This window comes from Wenyingzhuangia sp. IMCC45467 (assembly GCF_054111205.1).
In genome coordinates, this window is sequence record NZ_CM134196.1 from 418,385 (window position 1) to 434,880 (window position 16,496).

Below are 16,496 nucleotides of genomic sequence, written 5' to 3' on the forward strand. Positions count from 1 at the left end.
CAACAAGATTTGGCGACTTAGTAAATATACATAAAACTTTGAAGTAAGCATAAAACCCGCATGAAGTTTAGCCGGTGTTGTAACAAGTGTTTTCTTTAATTATTTACCTATTTTCAAAATTCGGAAAGCTCCTTGAATTACGAATACAAAAACAATTGTTCCGATAATTAAATCAGGTTTGTTAGAGTTTAACCAATTCACTAAAATTCCCGCGATTATTACACCTAAATTTATTACCACATCATTTGATGTAAAAATCATACTTGCTTTCATATGTGCTTCTTCTTTACTTTTTGATTTTTGTAAAATATAAAGACAAATTCCGTTAGCAATTAAGGCAAAAATTGAAACAATAATCATTGTCGAAAAATTCGGGAGTTTATCTGTTTCAAAAAATCTTCTTAAAACTTCTACAAAGCCTATAATAGCAAGAGTGATTTGAAAATATCCTGCAAGTTTTGCAATTCTTTTTTTCTTTATAATGGTTCCTCCAACCGCAAATAGACTAATTCCATAGACAAAACTGTCAGCAAGCATATCTAAACTATCAGCCACAAGCCCCATAGATTTAGAAATAATTCCTGTTGTTATTTCAATTACAAAAAAAGCAAAATTAATTCCAAGTACAGTCCATAATAATTTTTTTTGGTTTTTATTTTCTTTAAAATCTGTTTCTTCGGTGTTTTCAGTTGATATTTTTTTCCCGCCTAAATTTAATTCAATGATGGATTTTTCTATTTGGCTTACTTCTCCTTTGTGAAAAACAGTTAATTTTCGATTAGGAATGTCAAAACTCAAATTTGCAATATTTGGAATATTATCTAATTTAATTCTAATTAGATTTTCTTCCGAAGGACAGTCCATTTTAGTTATTTCAAATGTTGTTTTCTGCATTTTTTTTCGGCATTTGTTACAACGGTTTTGGCTAGGCTTTGTGCGGGATTGAAAATCGGCCAGATTTTCGATTACGTACTAAGCCGAAGCTTTTTGTTTGGATTTTTTTTTGGTTATCACAAAGCCAAATCAACAAGATTTGGCGACTTAGTAAGTATACATAAAACTTTGAGAAAGCACAGAACCCCGCATTAAGTTTAGCCGGTGTTAGCTAATGCAATTTTTTCAAATGTAAAAGTTGAATAGGATAAAAATACCCCAAAAATTCACATACCGACTTTTAAGTAGCATTGTTATCATAATTTTCGTTTTTTCTAATTAAACAATTTTTCAATCATAAAAATTAAAGTTATCAATCCTATAATAATCCATGAATTTATATTTGTTTCATATTTTGTACGGTAAGGTTTTGAGATTAAACATAATGTCAAACTCAAATATATAATAGTAATAAATCCGATTGTTAAATAGTCAAAATTTGACTCGTTTTCATATTTGTTTTTTGAAAGACTTATTAAATTCCCTATAGTATATAAACTCCAAGTTGTCACACTTAATATCCATCCGATTTTTTTATTTTTTAAAAGTAAAATTCCAGAACTAAAACATAGAATTGCCAAGAAAATAACAGAATATTGCCTTTTTATTAGCTTATAAAATGAAATGTCATTCCACGTATAATTTGAATGCTCTAGAATTGTTGAAGTTTGTAAATTCAACGACCATAATACAAATGAAATTATAACAACACCAAATATTATTTGAAATCCACTAATTATTTTTTCAAATAAAGTCCAAAATTTATTCATTTCTCTACTATTCAATTTCTTTTCTTTTGATTGAAATTTATATAAATATTAAATTCGGTGATTTTCAGCATTGTTTTAGCTAACGGTTTTGGCTAGGCTTTGTGCGGGCTTGAAAATCGGCCAGATTTTCGAACACGCAACTAAGCCGAAGCTTTTTGTTTGGATTTGTTTCTTTGTTTTCACAAAGCCAAATCAACAAGATTTGGCGACTTAGTAAATATACACAAAACTTTGAAGTAAGCACAAAACCCGCATGAAGTTTAGCCGTTGTTGTAGCTAGTTTTTATTCAATTATAAAACTAAAAGGAATAGCAAACTTTACATCAACAGCAATTCCATCATTAAATCCAGATTTTTCAATCTTCAATGATTTTAGAAGATTAGTTATTTCATTTATTACAATTTCGTTTTCATGATTAACAATTATATCACTAATTCCACCATTTTTATTAACTGTAAAATTTGTAATTATTCTGTATTTCTTTTTTTCAAGACCGATATTATTAAAGTTTGAAAGATTGAAATTTTCAACGATATGTTCTGAGAGTTTTTTATAAAAACATTGTTTTGAATTTGGGTTTTCACAATTCTCATATGATCCTTCAATAATAGGTTGCTCATCAATTATTACGTATAAATTTTCAGATTTCTTAAAGTCTGTTTCATTATTAATAAAATCAACTTTAGCAACTCTAAAATCTTTCGTATTTACTATGTTTTTAAAAACTAAACTGGATGTTGTGTTTATAAGTTTAGAGAATTTTTCTTCGGAAATATTTAGATTAGAATTTACAGTAATAACAATGAAGAATTTAATATTAGAATTAATTTCTTTCTTTTCGGAGTTAATTGTTATTTCAGAAGACTCCCAGATTTTTTCTAATTCATGAAGAAATTCTGTTTTAGATGTTTTGAATTGTATTTCAGGATTAGAGTTAGCATATAATTTACAGAGGCATGTTAACAATAAAAAAACTATAAATTTTAATTTCATTTTTCAAATTTTAATTAGCTACAACGGTTTTGGCTAGGCTTTGTGCGGGGTTGAAAATCGACAAGATTTTCGAACACGTACTAAGCCGAAGCTTTTTGTTTGGTTTTGTTTCTTTGGTTTCACAAAGCCAAATCAACAAGATTTGGCGACCTAGTAAATATACAAAAAACTTTGAGAAAGCACAGAACCCGCATGAAGTTTAGCCGGTGTTGCCCACTGGCTTTATTTGCTTATTGCTTTTAAAATTCTTTGTTCATTTATCACGATGTCTCTAAATAAAACATGAGGAAATTCAGAATATTTAGAATCCTTAAATGCTTCAGAAATATTTAATAGGGTGGAAGCTGTTATTAACGAAAGATTCATTTCCATATCCATTTCACATTCGGTAATAAAATCATCACTAAATTCAGGAGCTATTAAAAGTATTTTCACAATTCTAAAATCATTTTTTAAAGCTAAGTTTTGATATGATTTTAATTGCCTTGAAACACTACTGAATTTATTATAACCTCTCTCTTTACTTGTCTTGCATTCTACAATAATAATTTCATTGTTACCTAAATTTAAAAGAATATCCATCATGTCATTTTTGGTATTCATACTATTCTTTAAGTTATCGTCGACATTAAATCCAAGACTACTAAATATTATTTTTGTTAATTCTTCAAATTTAAGACCTAACTCACTCTCTTTAACAGTAATTCCATTGTCTTTTAATAAGTTTAAATTTCTATAAGCAACATTTTCAAAGTTTTCTAAATATAAGTTTTCAACATCTTTATAGTGCTCAAGAATATTTAAAATATTGTCTCCACGTTGCTTAACTCCATTGTCTTTTATAAATTGAATTAAATCTTGTTTCTCAATTAAATCTAATATATCTCTAGGCTTTATGTTATAATCTAATAAAAAGTCAGCCTTTAAAACAAATTCGTCTTGAAGTTCAAATTGTTCTTTTATTTGTTTATTTAAAGTGGGTAAAGATTCATTTAATTCAGATAATAATTTTTCAAATCCATCTAAAGAAATACCAACCTTTTCATCTTTTTCAATATTTTCGTAATATTCAATAAGACTTTGAATTTTTTCTTCTAAGGTACTTCCTCTTAAATTTGTTATTTCTAAACCTTTTTCACATAATTCATTCAGTTCCTTTTTTCTTTCGGTTAGAGTACTGTCTGTTTTATATATGTCATTTAATAATATATTTGTGTAAGAAACCCCTTCTTTTATTATTTCTTCTATTTTTTGAGAATAATTGAGTTTTCTGTCAATATTATATTCTCTACAAATTTGATTGATTATAGGCTCTCTTAATAGTTTTAATGTTCTTCTATAAAATTTATCTGCAATTTCTTTTTCTCTGATTTTTCTTAAAAGTCTTACCATTTCGTCAGCTACGTAAATAGTATTTTCTTTGTTTGAGTAAAATATTACTCCTATATTTTTTAACCCTTTAATAATCTCTTGAATATCTATTTTCTGAATGGGTAATATTGAGTAATTTATTAGTTTTACTTCTTCTTGTGATAAACCAAGTTGTTTAATAAGTGTTAGTATTATAGACAATTCATCAGATGTAACTTTTGGTTCACGATTATTTTCAATATCGTTATGATAAGCAGTGTTTAAACAGGCTTTATATATTTTATAGTCTCTTTTACGGCTGTTACTTAAATCAGATTTTTCATTTTCAAAATCAGATTTTAATTCTTTAATTCTTAATTTAAGATGTTTAACTTCTTTATCATATAATCTAGAGAACCAATCTTGTTTCATTATACAATTTCCGTCTCGTATTACTATATCAATTAAAATATCTAACTGTGAAGCTGTATCTTGAAACTCACATTTTATATGTTCTTGAAATTCATTTTCGGTTAGAGCAAAAATTTTAGAAATATTTTGATTATCAACGGATTTTAAACCTTTGTCTGAGGAGCTTAATATCTTGTCAATTTCTTTTATATTCTTTGGACTTTTTGATATGATATTATCAATGATTTTGATAAATGAGTTCTTTTCAATAGAGCCTAATTTGTCTAATATTTTTTCTAATTTCATAGATATTCGTTTAATTTTATTTTTTTTTTCAGCTTGTGGGCAACGGTTTTGGCTAGGCTTTGTGCGGGCTTGAAAATCGGCCAGATTTTCGAACACGGACTAAGCCGAAGCTTTTTGTTTGGATTTGTTTCTTTGGTTTCACAAAGCCAAATCAACAAGATTTGGCGACCGAGTAAATATACACAAAACTTTGAAGTTAGCACAAAACCCGCATGAAGTTTAGCCGGTGTTGTACACTGTTATTCTTTAATCAAATAGTCAGATATAATTTCACAAAGTCTTTCAGTCCAAACAAATCCTGTCGAAGATAAATCAAGAACAAACCATCCTAGACCAACAGACATGTACAAATGTTTTCTTACATGTTCAACTTTATTTAAGTCTGTATCTCTCCAGTTTATTAGAGCATAAATATCACTAGTTGGTAATTTTTCAATGATAAATGAAATTCTCCAAAATTCATCTTTCGAAATTATGTTATTACCTACTAAACACATTGCTTTTCCAATAATTTTAGCTTTAGATTTTGTTTCAAGATTGTCAATTATTGAAATTAATTTTTCTCCAGCTTCTTCTTGAAATTTATTATCTTCTAATTTTTCAATTATATTTTCTCTTTGCTTTGATGAGAGTTTGGAAGATTCATTTAAAAAATACAAAAGTTTAGTAATAAATCGATAATCTCTAATTGCAACACCTGTATTCCAAACACCTGTTGCAACATTTATAACAGGAATGTCTTTTAGTAATCCATTTTTTAAAATAGAGTCAATTCCGACTTCAAGTAAATCTTTTCCTACAACAGTCAAATCAGACTTTGATATAGTTTCGACTAAAGAACTAGATAATTCATTACTATCTTCTTTCATTGATTTTTTTTTTAATAGTGTACAACGGTTTTGGCTAGGCTTTGTGCGGGAAGAAAATCGGCTAGATTTTCGAACACGGACTAAGCCGAAGCTTTTTGTTTGGATTTGTTTCTTTGGTTTCACAAAGCCAAATCAACAAGATTTGGCGACCTAGTAAATATACACAAAACTTTGAAGTAAGCACAAAACCCGCATGAAGTTTAGCCGGTGTTGCCTTTAGTACTTTTCTAGTTTTTATTAAGATGATTGTTTTTAATAGTTTTAATGTTATTCTCAAATTCATTCGATTTTTCCGAATTTATTTTAGAGAATATTGTTTCTCGATTCTTAGAAGCGATATTAAGAAAAAGGAATAAGATTAATAATAAAAAAGAAACAATAACAATTCCACCGTTTAAATCTTTCTTAAATCCCATTTTTAAATATTTTTCACCTTTTAAAAAAAACAAATAATTAATTAACCCGATAATAAACATTATCAAAACAATGTAGATTTTCGAAATATTATATTTTGGAATGTAATTAAGGTATTCTAAATATGTAATTATTGAAATTAAAATAATATACAAAATAAAAGTACTTTCTACTATGACATGTTGTTTGGGAGAGATATTAAAAGAATTTTTCTTTTTTTCAATACCCTCAAAATATTTATAAATTCGAAATAATAAATAATAATATGCTTTCATTAACTTTTATTTCCACTTCCAATTTAGTTCGTTTTTGTATTCAACTCCTAAATCTGTTAATTTTTTTTTAAACTCAACTATACTTTCAATTGAGTGTTTAGGCACAATTAAAGATAATTCAGTTGTCAGTTTTATAAAGAAATGTTTTTTTGTTTCAATGAACTCTTTTAATTCAGCACTATTTATTTTACTTTCAGATGTAAAATCTTTCGTATATATAAAGTCTTCCTTAAATTTAATTTCTACAGATTTATTAATTCTATTCTTATAATTTTCCTCAATGTGCTTTTGAAAATGTTTTTTATATCTCCATTTTGAATATGTTGGGTAAATAACAAACCATAATATTCCGATTCCAGCAAATTTAATTCCAATTCCATTATCGTCATTTACATTTGCCAAATAAAGCCCAAAAAAAAGATAAATCACAGGAACAATTATTCGAGATTTAAATCGTTTTTTTTTGTGAGATGGAGATTTTGAAGAATTATAAAGTTGATATTCTAAAAAATCAGAATTTGTAAGTTGAAAGTTTATGTTCATTTCAGTATTAAAGGCAACGGTTTTAGCTAGGCTTTGTGCGGGATTGAAAATCGGCCAGATTTTCGAACACGTACTAAGCCGAAGCTTTTTGTTTGGTTTTGTTTCTTTGTTTTCACAAAGCCAAATCAACAAGATTTGGCGACTTAGTAAATATACACAAAACTTTGAAGAAAGCACGAAACCCGCATGAAGTTTAGCTGGTGTTGTGTAATGCAGTTTTTTCAGACTGAAAAAAAGTTTCAACTAAGCAAAATATTACCTTTTTTGCAATTACGATAAATTCAAACACGTACCTAATTTTCCACAGTTTTTAGTAATAATCATTCACGTTTTCCGCTCAATTCAGCATTGCTATTTTTTTCTCAGGTTTCACTTTTTTCAGCATTCAATTTTCTCACGTTTCTGCTTAAAATTCAACATTGTTACTTTTCATTCAGCGTTCCTACTTTTCAATTTCTCGTTGTTACTTTTTTTCAAACTAGGAGAGAAGTAAATTTTTCAAATTTAGATAAATTTCTCAATAAAATAAGCTTTCAAAACTTCGAACACGTTGCTACTGTTCTGTGTTACACAACGGTTTTGGCTAGGCTTTGTGCGGGGTTGAAAATCGACCAGATTTTCGAACACGTACTAAGCCGAAGCTTTTTGTTTGGATTTGTTTCTTTGGTTTTCACAAAGCCAAATCAACAAGATTTGGCGACTTAGTAAATATACACAAAACTTTGAAGTAAGCACAAAACCCGCATGAAGTTTAGCCGGTGTTAGCTAATGGCTTTTATTCGTTTCTATTAATTTTAATAGGATTTTGTAAAGTATTAAAAACGTCTGCTATTTTTATTAGATATTCATTTTTATCTACAGAGTAAATAATTTTATAATTATTGCAGACTAAGTATCTATATGAGATTTTTCGATGAATTAACAAATTTTCAATTTGTCCAAGGAAAGGATTATTTTCAAGTATTTTAGGTTCCGCTAAAATTTGTTTAATGATTTTTTTAGCAGTTCTTTTATTAACTTCATTACAATAGTATTCAAATATTTCATCTAATTGTTTTTCAGAGAAATCAGACCAAATGATAGTATATTTCATTATTGATATTTAGCTAATATTTGAGAACTTGTTTTGAATCGATTATTATTAAAGTCGCTTTCAGATTGATCTATTCTATTATTTAATTCTTCAACAGAAAAAGGTTTCAATTCAACTGCTTTCTCTTTCTTTAAAAGATTTTCAAAACGAGTTAACACATCTTCTTTCTGAATTTTTAAAAACTCTTGAATAAATTCTAATTTTCTGCCTTGTATATCCATAATAAAATTATTTATTCAAAAATACGAAAATCAAATTTTGTAAACGATTTTGGTATAAAAAAGTTTTTATCAAGCTTTTAGCTAACGGTTTTGGCTAGGCTTTGTGCGGGAAGAAAATCGACAAGATTTTCGAACACGTACTAAGCCGAAGCTTTTTGTTTGGATTTGTTTCTTTTGGTTTAAACTAAGCCAAATCAACAAGATTTGGCGACTTAGTAAATATACACAAAACTTCGAAGTAAGCACAAAACCCGCATGAAGTTTAGCCGGTGTTACCTGCTGGCTTTATTTACATTTTTCATTAATTCGTTCCAATGCATAGTCGGCACCGAGTTCGTGAGCTTTTTTCCAATTTTCACAAGCATTAGCCTTATTTCCTATATTAAATTCAGAATTTCCCTTATTGAAATATGCCATTTGTTTATTTTTAATGTCAATATTTTTTAGATTAATTACTTTATCATAATCCTCTATTGCTCCAATATAATCTCCATTTTCATCTTTAACACTTCCACGATTTGTTAAAGCACTAATAAAATCAGGTGCAATTTCTATAGCCTTATCATAGTCTTTTAGTGAGGATTTCCATGTATAAAGCTCATTTTTCACTATAGCTCTTGAATAATATGAATTCGGATCTTTCGGATTAATTTTAATACAAATAGTCCAATTAATTATTGCTCCACTTAAATCTCCTGAATTATAACATTCAATACCTTTATTGAAATAATAATCTTCTTCTTTTTTATCGAAACTAGGAAGTTTTTGATTTTCAGGGTCAAATGGTGCTCCGTAACCGTCTAGTTTTGAATCAAATTCATAACCTCGTTTGTACATATCCAATCCCCAATAAAGTAAATTGTCTTCAGTTATAGGTATCTCATTTGTTTCTCCATTCAGCTCCCAAATTCCTCTTTTAATTTTCTCAATGGATTTGAATTCATAAGGATAATGCTCATTAAGAAATTCTTTAAGTTTTTCAAGTTTTTCTTTCGAATTAGAAACAAAGTGAAAGTCAAATTTTGCTAGGGAAAAATCACTTACTCCACTTTTCTGCATGTTATTGAATACATCTTGAGCTGAAACCATTTCTTTTCCGAAGTTTTCAGTGAATTGTTCCCAAGTAATAAACTTGTCTACATTTTTATTTTGTCCCCAACCAGTTAGAAATTTCAACATTAAGATTATTATTAATAGGTTTTTCATTTCGTTGTTTGCAGCTTGCAGGTAACGGTTTTGGCTAGGCTTTGTGCGGGAAGAAAATCGGCCAGATTTTCGAACCGTGACAAAGCCAAAGCTTTTTGTTTGGTTTTGTTTCTTTTGTTTTCACAAAGCCAAATCAACAAGATTTGGCGACTTAGTAAATATACACAAAACTTTGAAGTTTGCACAAAAACCCGCATGAAGTTTAGCCGGTGTTGTAACTAGTTTTTTTATTTGGACTAAATTTTTCATGTTTTAAAGTGAGGTTAGATTCTAAAAAAAAATCAATTAATTAGCTTTAAATTTAAAAGGAAGATTGCATGTTAAATCAACTTTTTTATTTGTCGATTTTTCGAAACCAGCTTTCCAGTTTTTAAGAGTTTTTACAAAATTTAGACATAATGAGTCAATTTTTTTTCCTGCACTTTTCTCTATTATTGGTTTTCTAACAATACTATTAGAATCAATTGTAAGTCGGACTATACAGATTGTATCCTTTGTTATTTTAAAATCACTTTGTTTTGAAAAGTATTTTTTTGCTAAACTGTAAAGTTTTTTTTCTCCACCTGAAAATTCAGGTCTTACTATATCACATGGACCAAAAGGTATAGATTCTATTTGAGGAAATTCAATTTCTTCGATTAATTCAATATAATTAATAGTGTCTTTTTCATTACTAATATTTTGACAGAAACTATTGACTATGAAAGAAAATGAAATGAATATAAGTATTAATTTAGTTTTCATTTTTCTTCAGAATTAGTTACAACGGTTTTGGCTAGGCTTTGTGCGGGAAGAAAATCGGCCAGATTTTCAGACACGTACTAAGCCGAAGCTTTTTGTTTGGTTTTGTTTCTTTTTTAATTTAACTAAGCCAAATCAACAAGATTTGGCGACTTAGTAAATATACATAAAACTTTGAAGTTTGGACTAAACCCGCATGAAGTTTAGCCGGTGTTGTGTGCAGTTTTTTTTCGTTTAGCAATTTCTTTCGTCTCATTAATAACCATTTCTTGGTCTGTTTTCAAATAAGCAAAATCTCTGCTTAATCCTTTAAATTCAAATTCTATTTTTCCGTTTTTACTGAAAAAATTTTTCTTTTTAATTCGGAAATTCAAAATATCATCTAAATTATATTCTTCAATTCCTTTTTTCAAAAGTGGGTTTGAGTATTCAATTTTAACTTTATTGTTTTCAGTTTTTATATAATCAACATACAAAGGTTTTGACCAAAATTGATTAATAACATTTCCAATAATCCAACCAATAACAAATCCTATGCTTATTTTATATTCGGGAAAAATGTATTCAGGTAATAATAATAGAGGAATTACTATAAGAAAAGAGAATGTTTTATATAAAATTGTTGAATTTCTATTCATTATTTTTTCTAAAATTGGACACAACGGTTTTGGCTAGGCTTTGTGCGGGGTTGAAAATCGACAAGATTTTCAGACACGTACTAAGCCGAAGCTTTTTGTTTGGTTTTGTTTCTTTTGGTTTCACAAAGCCAAATCAACAAGATTTGGCGACTTAGTAAATATACACAAAACTTTGAAGTTAGCACAAAACCCGCATGAAGTTTAGCCGGTGTTAGCTAATGGCTTTTATTCGTTTCTATTAATTTTAATAGGATTTTGTAAAGTATTAAAAATGTCTGCTATTTTTATTAGATATTCATTTTCATCTACAGAGTAAATAATTTTATAATTATTGCAGACTAAGTATCTATATGAGATTTTTCGATGAATTAAAAAATTTTCAATTTGTCCAAGGAAAGGATTATTTTCAAGTATTTTAGGTTCCGCTAAAATTTGTTTAATGATTTTTTTAGCAGTTCTTTTATTAACTTCATTACAATAGTATTCAAATATTTCATCTAATTGTTTTTCAGAGAAATCAGACCAAATGATAGTATATTTCATTATTGATATTTAGCTAATATTTGAGAACTTGTTTTGAATCGATTATTATTAAAGTCGCTTTCAGATTGATCTATTCTATTATTTAATTCTTCAACAGAAAAAGGTTTCAACTCAACTGTTTTCTCTTTCTTTAAAAGATTTTCAAAACGAGTTAACACGTCTTCTTTCTGAATTTTTAAAAACTCTTGAATAAATTCTAATTTTCTGCCTTGTATATCCATAATAAAATTATTTATTCAAAAATACGAAAATCAAATTTTGTAAACGATTTTGGTATAAAAAAGTTTTTATCAAGCTTTTAGCTAACGGGTTTGGCTAGGATTAGTGCGGGGAGAAAATCTGCGGATTTTCGAACACGGACTAAGCCGAAGCTTTTTGTTTGGTTTTGTATTTTGTTTAAACTAAGCCAAATCAACAAGATTTGGCGACTTAGTAAATATACACAAAACATTGAAGTTAATACTCAAGCCCGCATTAATTTTAGCCGTTGTTGTACATTGGTTTTTACTCATTTTCTAACTGAATAGTATCTATTATTTCTTTGATTTCAGATTGATTAAAATCATTCATTACTATTTCTTTGTTCAATTCGAAAGCATTTTCAGATTTTATACGACAAAATACTCTTTTGTTTTCCTCATAAAAATAAAATTCAAGATTTTCATTTATAGGGTTGTGTCTGTAAATAATGAATTCTGAATAATATAAATTATCAGAATAGTTAATTACTAAAGAATATATTCCTTTGGTTTTAGGGAAGTTGTTTTCCTGAATTTTGTTTTCATTGAATAAAATATACCAAGTTGTTTTCCAGCCTGATAATCCTTCAACAAATTTTATTGTCAATTTATCAGTTTTAATGTTTGCTTCAGCCTTAATATTTATTTTCGTGCTTTTGAATTCAGTCAATTTTTGCCCTGTCACATAAAAAAAAGATAGGAATATTATTAATTTAATATATTTCATTTCAACTTATGTACAACGGTTTTGGCTAGGCTTTGTGCGGGATTGAAAATCGGCCAGATTTTCGAACACGTACTAAGCCGAAGCTTTTTGTTTGGATTTGTTTCTTTGGTTTCACAAAGCCAAATCAACAAGATTTGGCGACTTAGTAAATATACACAAAACTTTGGAGTAGGACAGAAGCCCGCATGAAGTTTAGCCGGTGTTGCCCAAAGTATTTTTCAGACTGTTTCTTTAGATTGAAAAATTCATGTTTCAAAGTTTTAAGTTTCAAGGAAAATATTAGTTTTCTTCCTCCACAAAAAATTAGAATAGTAAAAGTTTTTAATTATGATAATTTTTCAAAAGAAATATGATTTTACGTAACTACGATAATTTCCTACACGTTTCTACTGTTTTCATTTATCAGAAAAATATGAACTTTTTAGGTTTGTATAATTTTTCAAAAACTAATAATTTTACGCGATTACGATAATTTCCTACGCGTTTTTACTGTTCTTCATTTCTCAAGAAAACATGATTTTTTTATGTTTAAATAATTTCTCGAAAACTTAATATTTTTTACAGTTATGATTTTTTCAACATAACTTTTTTGTCAGAATTTCTACAAGTTTTTCAGCCAAGAAAAATGTTGTTTTTTGATAGTAATATTTTTGTTTAATTTTTTATACTCAACAAAAAAAGTCAATAATTTTCAGCCAAAAAATGCTCTTATTTTATGAAGTTTTTTAAAATAGGAGAGAAGCAATAATTTTCGATTTATAGGAATTTTTCTACTAAAAACGCCGCTACGATTTTATTTTGGGCAACGGTTTTGGCTAGGCTTTGTGCGGGGTTGAAAATCGCCAAGATTTTCGAACACGCACCTAAGCCGAAGCTTTTTGTTTGGTTTTGTTTCTTTTGATTTCACGAAGCCAAATCAACAAGATTTGGCGACTTAGTAAATATAAACAAAACTTTGAATTTGGCACAAAACCCGCATGAAGTTTAGCCGGTGTTGTACAATGTTTTTTTAAATCCTTAAACAATGTAGTTTCTATCTATAATTAACGTTTCAGTATTAATTTCTTTTTCAGACAAGTCGATTTTTATTTCCATATTTCCATTCAAAAAATTATTGGTTTTATTAGATTTCAATATTATGTTTGAATTTATATTTTCAATACTTTCAACATTCATTAAGAACTGTATACCTTCTATTTTCTTATTTTCATAGTTAAATCTAAATTGTAAAATAGGTTGATATTGCTTAATTAAACCTCCAAAATGATAATTGTAAGGAATTAGAATGATATTATTATTTATGAAGATCAAATCAGCTCTTAAGATTTTGTAAGAGTAGTTTAATCTGCTTTTAGTTGTTTCATAAGTTTTCACATTTTCAACAAAATCATATTCATATTTATATAAATTTTGAATTAATATGTCTTTCTTATTCTTATAAAATAGATGAATACCAAAGTTTCCAACGATAAAAAATAGTAAAAAAATTAAAATTGTAAAGATAGTTTCACTCAAAATATTGTACAACGGTTTTAGCAAGGAAACGTAGCGAGTAAACTAGCAATTAATTTTCAGACTAAAACTACACAAAATAAACAGAAAACCAACTTTGATTAAGCACAAAAAAGCTATGTTTTTTAGCTGTTGTTAGTTTATGCAACTATTTCATATTTAAAAGTTCATTAGGAGAAAATAAGTTTCCCAATTATCCGCAACGATTTTCATCTTGAGTTGCTACGATAATTTCAACGTTTTGCTTGTAGATATTTATCGGTTAAAGACAAATTATCAACGAAGTGATTTTAGCGTACATTTCAGCACGTAATTCTATAAAGTTCTTCATTTTCTACAAGTATTTTTCAAATAATTAGAGAAGAAAATATTGTTTAATTTTTACGTACACTTTAACACGTAACACAAGTTTTCAAATCATTATCGGCTAGAGAAAAATTATCAATTACTGGATTTTCCCAAATTCATTTTTTAAGTAAACAAAGGTTTTTTTCAGCTGAGAAAGATAAGTTTCGTTTTGATTTTTTTTGAGTCAGCACTGGTTTCAAACTTATGATTACCGTTCGATTTAAATAACTGCGTAAATTTCGACCAGAAATTTTCGTGGTTGTTTAAACTAACGGTTTTAGCTAGGAAACGTAGCGAGTTGACTAGCAATTAATTTTCAGACTAAAACTACACAAAATAAATAGAAAACCAACTTTAGTCATTCACAAAAAAGCTATGTTTTTTAGCTGTTGTTAACTTATGCAATTTTTCAAACTGAAAAATTCACTAGGATAGAAGAAGTTTCCAAAATACCCGCAACGACTTCAAAATCGCATTGCTATGATAGTTTCAACGTTTTGCTTGTAAATATTCATCGATTAAAGACAAATTATCAACGAAGCGATTTTAGCGTACATTTCAGCACTTAACTTAGTGAAACAACTTTTCGTTTCATTAGATATTTTTCAAATAAAGAGCAAAGAAATATTTATATGATTTTCACGTACACTTCAACACGTAATACAAGTTTACAAATCATTATCGGCTAGAGAAAAATTATCAATTACTGAAGTTTTTCCAATTCATTTTTTACGCAGACAAAAGGCTTTTTTCAGCAGAGAAAGATAAGTTTCGTTTTGATTTTTTTTGAGTGAGCACTGGTTTCAAACTTATGAATACCGTTCAATTTAAACATCCGCGTAAATTTCGACAGAAATTTCAAGGATTGTTTAAGTTAACGGTTTTGGCTAGGCTTTGTGCGGGCTTGAAAATCGACAAGATTTTCGAGAACGTACTAAGCCGAAGCTTTTTGTTTGGTTTTGTTTCTTTGTTTTCACAAAGCCAAATCAACAAGATTTGGCGACTTAGTAAATATACACAAAACTTTGAAGTAAGCACAAAACCCGCATGAAGTTTAGCCGGTGTTGGGCAATGCTTTTTATCGGATGTTTTTTAATTCAGATTTCATTAAGTTTCTATAATAAAAATACATTAAAAAATATAAAGGCATTCCTAAGAAAAAATAAATAAACGGTTCAATATTATTTCGTTCTTTTTGTATCGATTTATAAAATTTTTCTTGTGAAATAAATGATTTTATTAAGAATACAAAGTACAGAATTAAACATAAGAGTATTAGTACACTTGTGAATGGAATTATAGAATTAAAAATATTCAAAAAAAGGATAGCTAGATATGTAATAAATGTAATTTTCGAAAACTTTAAAAACTCATTATAAAGACTTTCAGAATCATTATATTTCAAGTTATTTAAATTTCCTTGAAGTGATAACATTTCTTTTGTAATTCCTCTTTTTTGAAGTATTTCAATGGTTTCATTTCGTAAGTTTTCTGAATATCCATATTGAATATAGTTTTTAACGATATCAATTAATTTTTCGTCACTAAATTTTTCAAGTTTTTCTTTCATTATATTTTTTTAGCTGCTGAAATTTTAAGTTTTGCCCAACGGTTTTGGCTAGGCTTTGTGCGGGAAGAAAATCGGCAAGATTTTCGAACCTGTACTAAGCCGAAGCTTTTTGTTTGGATTTGTTTCTTTTGGTTTCACAAAGCCAAATCAACAAGATTTGGCGACCTAGTAAATATACACAAAACTTTGAAGTAAGCACAGAACCCGCATGAAGTTTAGCCGGTGTTGGCTAATGGCTTTTGTCGTTTCTTTTAATTTTTAATGGATATTGTCGAGTGTCAAAAACGTCGTTTATATCAATTCTATTTTCAGATTTATTAAAATGATATATTATTTTATAGCTTTTGTAAATTATATATCTAAAGTTTTCTTTTCGATGAATTAATAACTCTTCTCGTTGACCTATTTCATAATTGTTTTCAAGAATTTTAGGCTCATTCAAAATACCATTTACTAGTTTCTTAGCTACTCTTATACCAGCTTTTTCTTTGTAGTGTTTGAAAATTTCTTCAAGTTCAGTTTCAGCAAACTCAGTCCAATAAATTTTTAAGCCCATTTTTCAATTTTAGCTTTCAATTGACTTGTTTCAATTACTCTTCCGTTTTTAGAATCTTCCATAGATTTATTAATTCTTTCATTGAATTGTTCTATAGACATAGGTTTGATGTTTTCGGAAATATTAGATGCTTTTTCTTTTCTTAATATTTTTTCAAGTTTAGAGATAGCTTCTTCACTCTGAATTTTCAGAAACTCTTGAATAAATTCTATTTTTCGTGATTGTAAGTCCATATTA

Annotated in this window: 18 protein-coding genes; all 18 read right to left on the reverse strand. The window is 27.9% G+C overall.

Going from position 1 to position 16,496, the window contains the following annotated elements; translation table 11 throughout:
- Positions 1 to 99: 99 nt before the first annotated feature.
- Complete coding sequence (locus ACXGQT_RS01965) at positions 100 to 894, reverse strand: cation transporter (protein ID WP_457829725.1); 795 nt, start codon at positions 892 to 894, stop codon at positions 100 to 102.
- A 1,092-nt stretch (positions 895 to 1,986) separates the two neighbouring features.
- Positions 1,987 to 2,697: a hypothetical protein gene (locus ACXGQT_RS01970; protein WP_457829726.1), complete on the reverse strand. Its 711-nt coding sequence runs from the start codon at positions 2,695 to 2,697 to the stop codon at positions 1,987 to 1,989.
- Positions 2,698 to 2,919: 222 nt separating this feature from the next.
- Positions 2,920 to 4,764, reverse strand: a complete 1,845-nt coding sequence (locus ACXGQT_RS01975) for a hypothetical protein (RefSeq protein ID WP_457829727.1) — start codon at positions 4,762 to 4,764, stop codon at positions 2,920 to 2,922.
- A 239-nt stretch (positions 4,765 to 5,003) separates the two neighbouring features.
- Entirely contained in the window at positions 5,004 to 5,633 is a 630-nt protein-coding gene (locus ACXGQT_RS01980; RefSeq protein WP_457829724.1) for a hypothetical protein, read from the reverse strand.
- A gap of 227 nt (positions 5,634 to 5,860) precedes the next feature.
- The gene (locus tag ACXGQT_RS01985; protein ID WP_457829579.1) at positions 5,861 to 6,322 is read right to left on the reverse strand and encodes a hypothetical protein; all 462 of its coding nucleotides are present in this window, start codon (positions 6,320 to 6,322) and stop codon (positions 5,861 to 5,863) included.
- A 6-nt stretch (positions 6,323 to 6,328) separates the two neighbouring features.
- Positions 6,329 to 7,108 (reverse strand): YcxB family protein, encoded by a 780-nt coding sequence (locus ACXGQT_RS01990; protein WP_457829728.1) that lies wholly within the window; start codon positions 7,106 to 7,108, stop codon positions 6,329 to 6,331.
- 532 nt (positions 7,109 to 7,640) lie between these two features.
- On the reverse strand, positions 7,641 to 7,958 hold the full coding sequence (locus ACXGQT_RS01995; protein ID WP_457829729.1) for a type II toxin-antitoxin system RelE/ParE family toxin: 318 nt from the start codon (positions 7,956 to 7,958) through the stop codon (positions 7,641 to 7,643).
- On the reverse strand, positions 7,958 to 8,179 hold the full coding sequence (locus ACXGQT_RS02000; RefSeq protein ID WP_457829730.1) for a hypothetical protein: 222 nt from the start codon (positions 8,177 to 8,179) through the stop codon (positions 7,958 to 7,960). Before ACXGQT_RS02000 ends, ACXGQT_RS01995 begins: the two co-directional genes overlap by 1 nt.
- Positions 8,180 to 8,464: 285 nt before the next feature.
- Positions 8,465 to 9,385 carry a tetratricopeptide repeat protein gene (locus tag ACXGQT_RS02005; RefSeq protein WP_457829699.1) on the reverse strand — a complete coding sequence of 307 codons (921 nt, stop codon included), beginning with the start codon at positions 9,383 to 9,385 and terminating at the stop codon, positions 8,465 to 8,467.
- A gap of 285 nt (positions 9,386 to 9,670) precedes the next feature.
- A complete protein-coding gene (locus tag ACXGQT_RS02010; RefSeq protein WP_457829731.1) occupies positions 9,671 to 10,129 on the reverse strand; it encodes a hypothetical protein in 459 nt (152 codons plus the stop codon).
- Positions 10,130 to 10,329: 200 nt separating this feature from the next.
- Entirely contained in the window at positions 10,330 to 10,764 is a 435-nt protein-coding gene (locus ACXGQT_RS02015; RefSeq protein WP_457829652.1) for a hypothetical protein, read from the reverse strand.
- 225 nt (positions 10,765 to 10,989) lie between these two features.
- Positions 10,990 to 11,307, reverse strand: coding sequence for a type II toxin-antitoxin system RelE/ParE family toxin (locus ACXGQT_RS02020; protein WP_457829732.1), 318 nt, complete (start codon positions 11,305 to 11,307; stop codon positions 10,990 to 10,992).
- Complete coding sequence (locus ACXGQT_RS02025; protein ID WP_457829733.1) at positions 11,307 to 11,528, reverse strand: hypothetical protein; 222 nt, start codon at positions 11,526 to 11,528, stop codon at positions 11,307 to 11,309. The genes ACXGQT_RS02020 and ACXGQT_RS02025 overlap by 1 nt, the downstream gene beginning before the upstream one ends.
- 283 nt (positions 11,529 to 11,811) lie before the next feature.
- Positions 11,812 to 12,153: a hypothetical protein gene (locus ACXGQT_RS02030; RefSeq protein WP_457829734.1), complete on the reverse strand. Its 342-nt coding sequence runs from the start codon at positions 12,151 to 12,153 to the stop codon at positions 11,812 to 11,814.
- Between the two features lie 1,137 nt (positions 12,154 to 13,290).
- The gene (locus tag ACXGQT_RS02035; protein ID WP_457829735.1) at positions 13,291 to 13,788 is read right to left on the reverse strand and encodes a hypothetical protein; all 498 of its coding nucleotides are present in this window, start codon (positions 13,786 to 13,788) and stop codon (positions 13,291 to 13,293) included.
- 1,423 nt (positions 13,789 to 15,211) lie between these two features.
- On the reverse strand, positions 15,212 to 15,703 hold the full coding sequence (locus ACXGQT_RS02040) for a hypothetical protein (RefSeq protein ID WP_457829686.1): 492 nt from the start codon (positions 15,701 to 15,703) through the stop codon (positions 15,212 to 15,214).
- Between the two features lie 229 nt (positions 15,704 to 15,932).
- Complete coding sequence (locus ACXGQT_RS02045) at positions 15,933 to 16,259, reverse strand: type II toxin-antitoxin system RelE/ParE family toxin (RefSeq protein WP_457829682.1); 327 nt, start codon at positions 16,257 to 16,259, stop codon at positions 15,933 to 15,935.
- Complete coding sequence (locus ACXGQT_RS02050) at positions 16,250 to 16,492, reverse strand: hypothetical protein (RefSeq protein ID WP_457829683.1); 243 nt, start codon at positions 16,490 to 16,492, stop codon at positions 16,250 to 16,252. Before ACXGQT_RS02050 ends, ACXGQT_RS02045 begins: the two co-directional genes overlap by 10 nt.
- Positions 16,493 to 16,496: the final 4 nt, after the last annotated feature.

What these genes read in the sequence shown, in the direction of transcription:
- ACXGQT_RS01965 (WP_457829725.1), bottom strand. Translation starts at nt 894, where the DNA reads ATGCAGAAAACAACATTTGAAATAACTAAAATGGACTGTCCTTCGGAA.
- ACXGQT_RS01970 (WP_457829726.1), bottom strand. Translation starts at nt 2,697, where the DNA reads ATGAAATTAAAATTTATAGTTTTTTTATTGTTAACATGCCTCTGTAAA.
- ACXGQT_RS01975 (WP_457829727.1), bottom strand. Translation starts at nt 4,764, where the DNA reads ATGAAATTAGAAAAAATATTAGACAAATTAGGCTCTATTGAAAAGAAC.
- ACXGQT_RS01980 (WP_457829724.1), bottom strand. Translation starts at nt 5,633, where the DNA reads ATGAAAGAAGATAGTAATGAATTATCTAGTTCTTTAGTCGAAACTATA.
- ACXGQT_RS01985 (WP_457829579.1), bottom strand. Translation starts at nt 6,322, where the DNA reads ATGAAAGCATATTATTATTTATTATTTCGAATTTATAAATATTTTGAG.
- ACXGQT_RS01995 (WP_457829729.1), bottom strand. Translation starts at nt 7,958, where the DNA reads ATGAAATATACTATCATTTGGTCTGATTTCTCTGAAAAACAATTAGAT.
- ACXGQT_RS02000 (WP_457829730.1), bottom strand. Translation starts at nt 8,179, where the DNA reads ATGGATATACAAGGCAGAAAATTAGAATTTATTCAAGAGTTTTTAAAA.
- ACXGQT_RS02005 (WP_457829699.1), bottom strand. Translation starts at nt 9,385, where the DNA reads ATGAAAAACCTATTAATAATAATCTTAATGTTGAAATTTCTAACTGGT.
- ACXGQT_RS02010 (WP_457829731.1), bottom strand. Translation starts at nt 10,129, where the DNA reads ATGAAAACTAAATTAATACTTATATTCATTTCATTTTCTTTCATAGTC.
- ACXGQT_RS02015 (WP_457829652.1), bottom strand. Translation starts at nt 10,764, where the DNA reads ATGAATAGAAATTCAACAATTTTATATAAAACATTCTCTTTTCTTATA.
- ACXGQT_RS02020 (WP_457829732.1), bottom strand. Translation starts at nt 11,307, where the DNA reads ATGAAATATACTATCATTTGGTCTGATTTCTCTGAAAAACAATTAGAT.
- ACXGQT_RS02025 (WP_457829733.1), bottom strand. Translation starts at nt 11,528, where the DNA reads ATGGATATACAAGGCAGAAAATTAGAATTTATTCAAGAGTTTTTAAAA.
- ACXGQT_RS02040 (WP_457829686.1), bottom strand. Translation starts at nt 15,703, where the DNA reads ATGAAAGAAAAACTTGAAAAATTTAGTGACGAAAAATTAATTGATATC.
- ACXGQT_RS02045 (WP_457829682.1), bottom strand. Translation starts at nt 16,259, where the DNA reads ATGGGCTTAAAAATTTATTGGACTGAGTTTGCTGAAACTGAACTTGAA.
- ACXGQT_RS02050 (WP_457829683.1), bottom strand. Translation starts at nt 16,492, where the DNA reads ATGGACTTACAATCACGAAAAATAGAATTTATTCAAGAGTTTCTGAAA.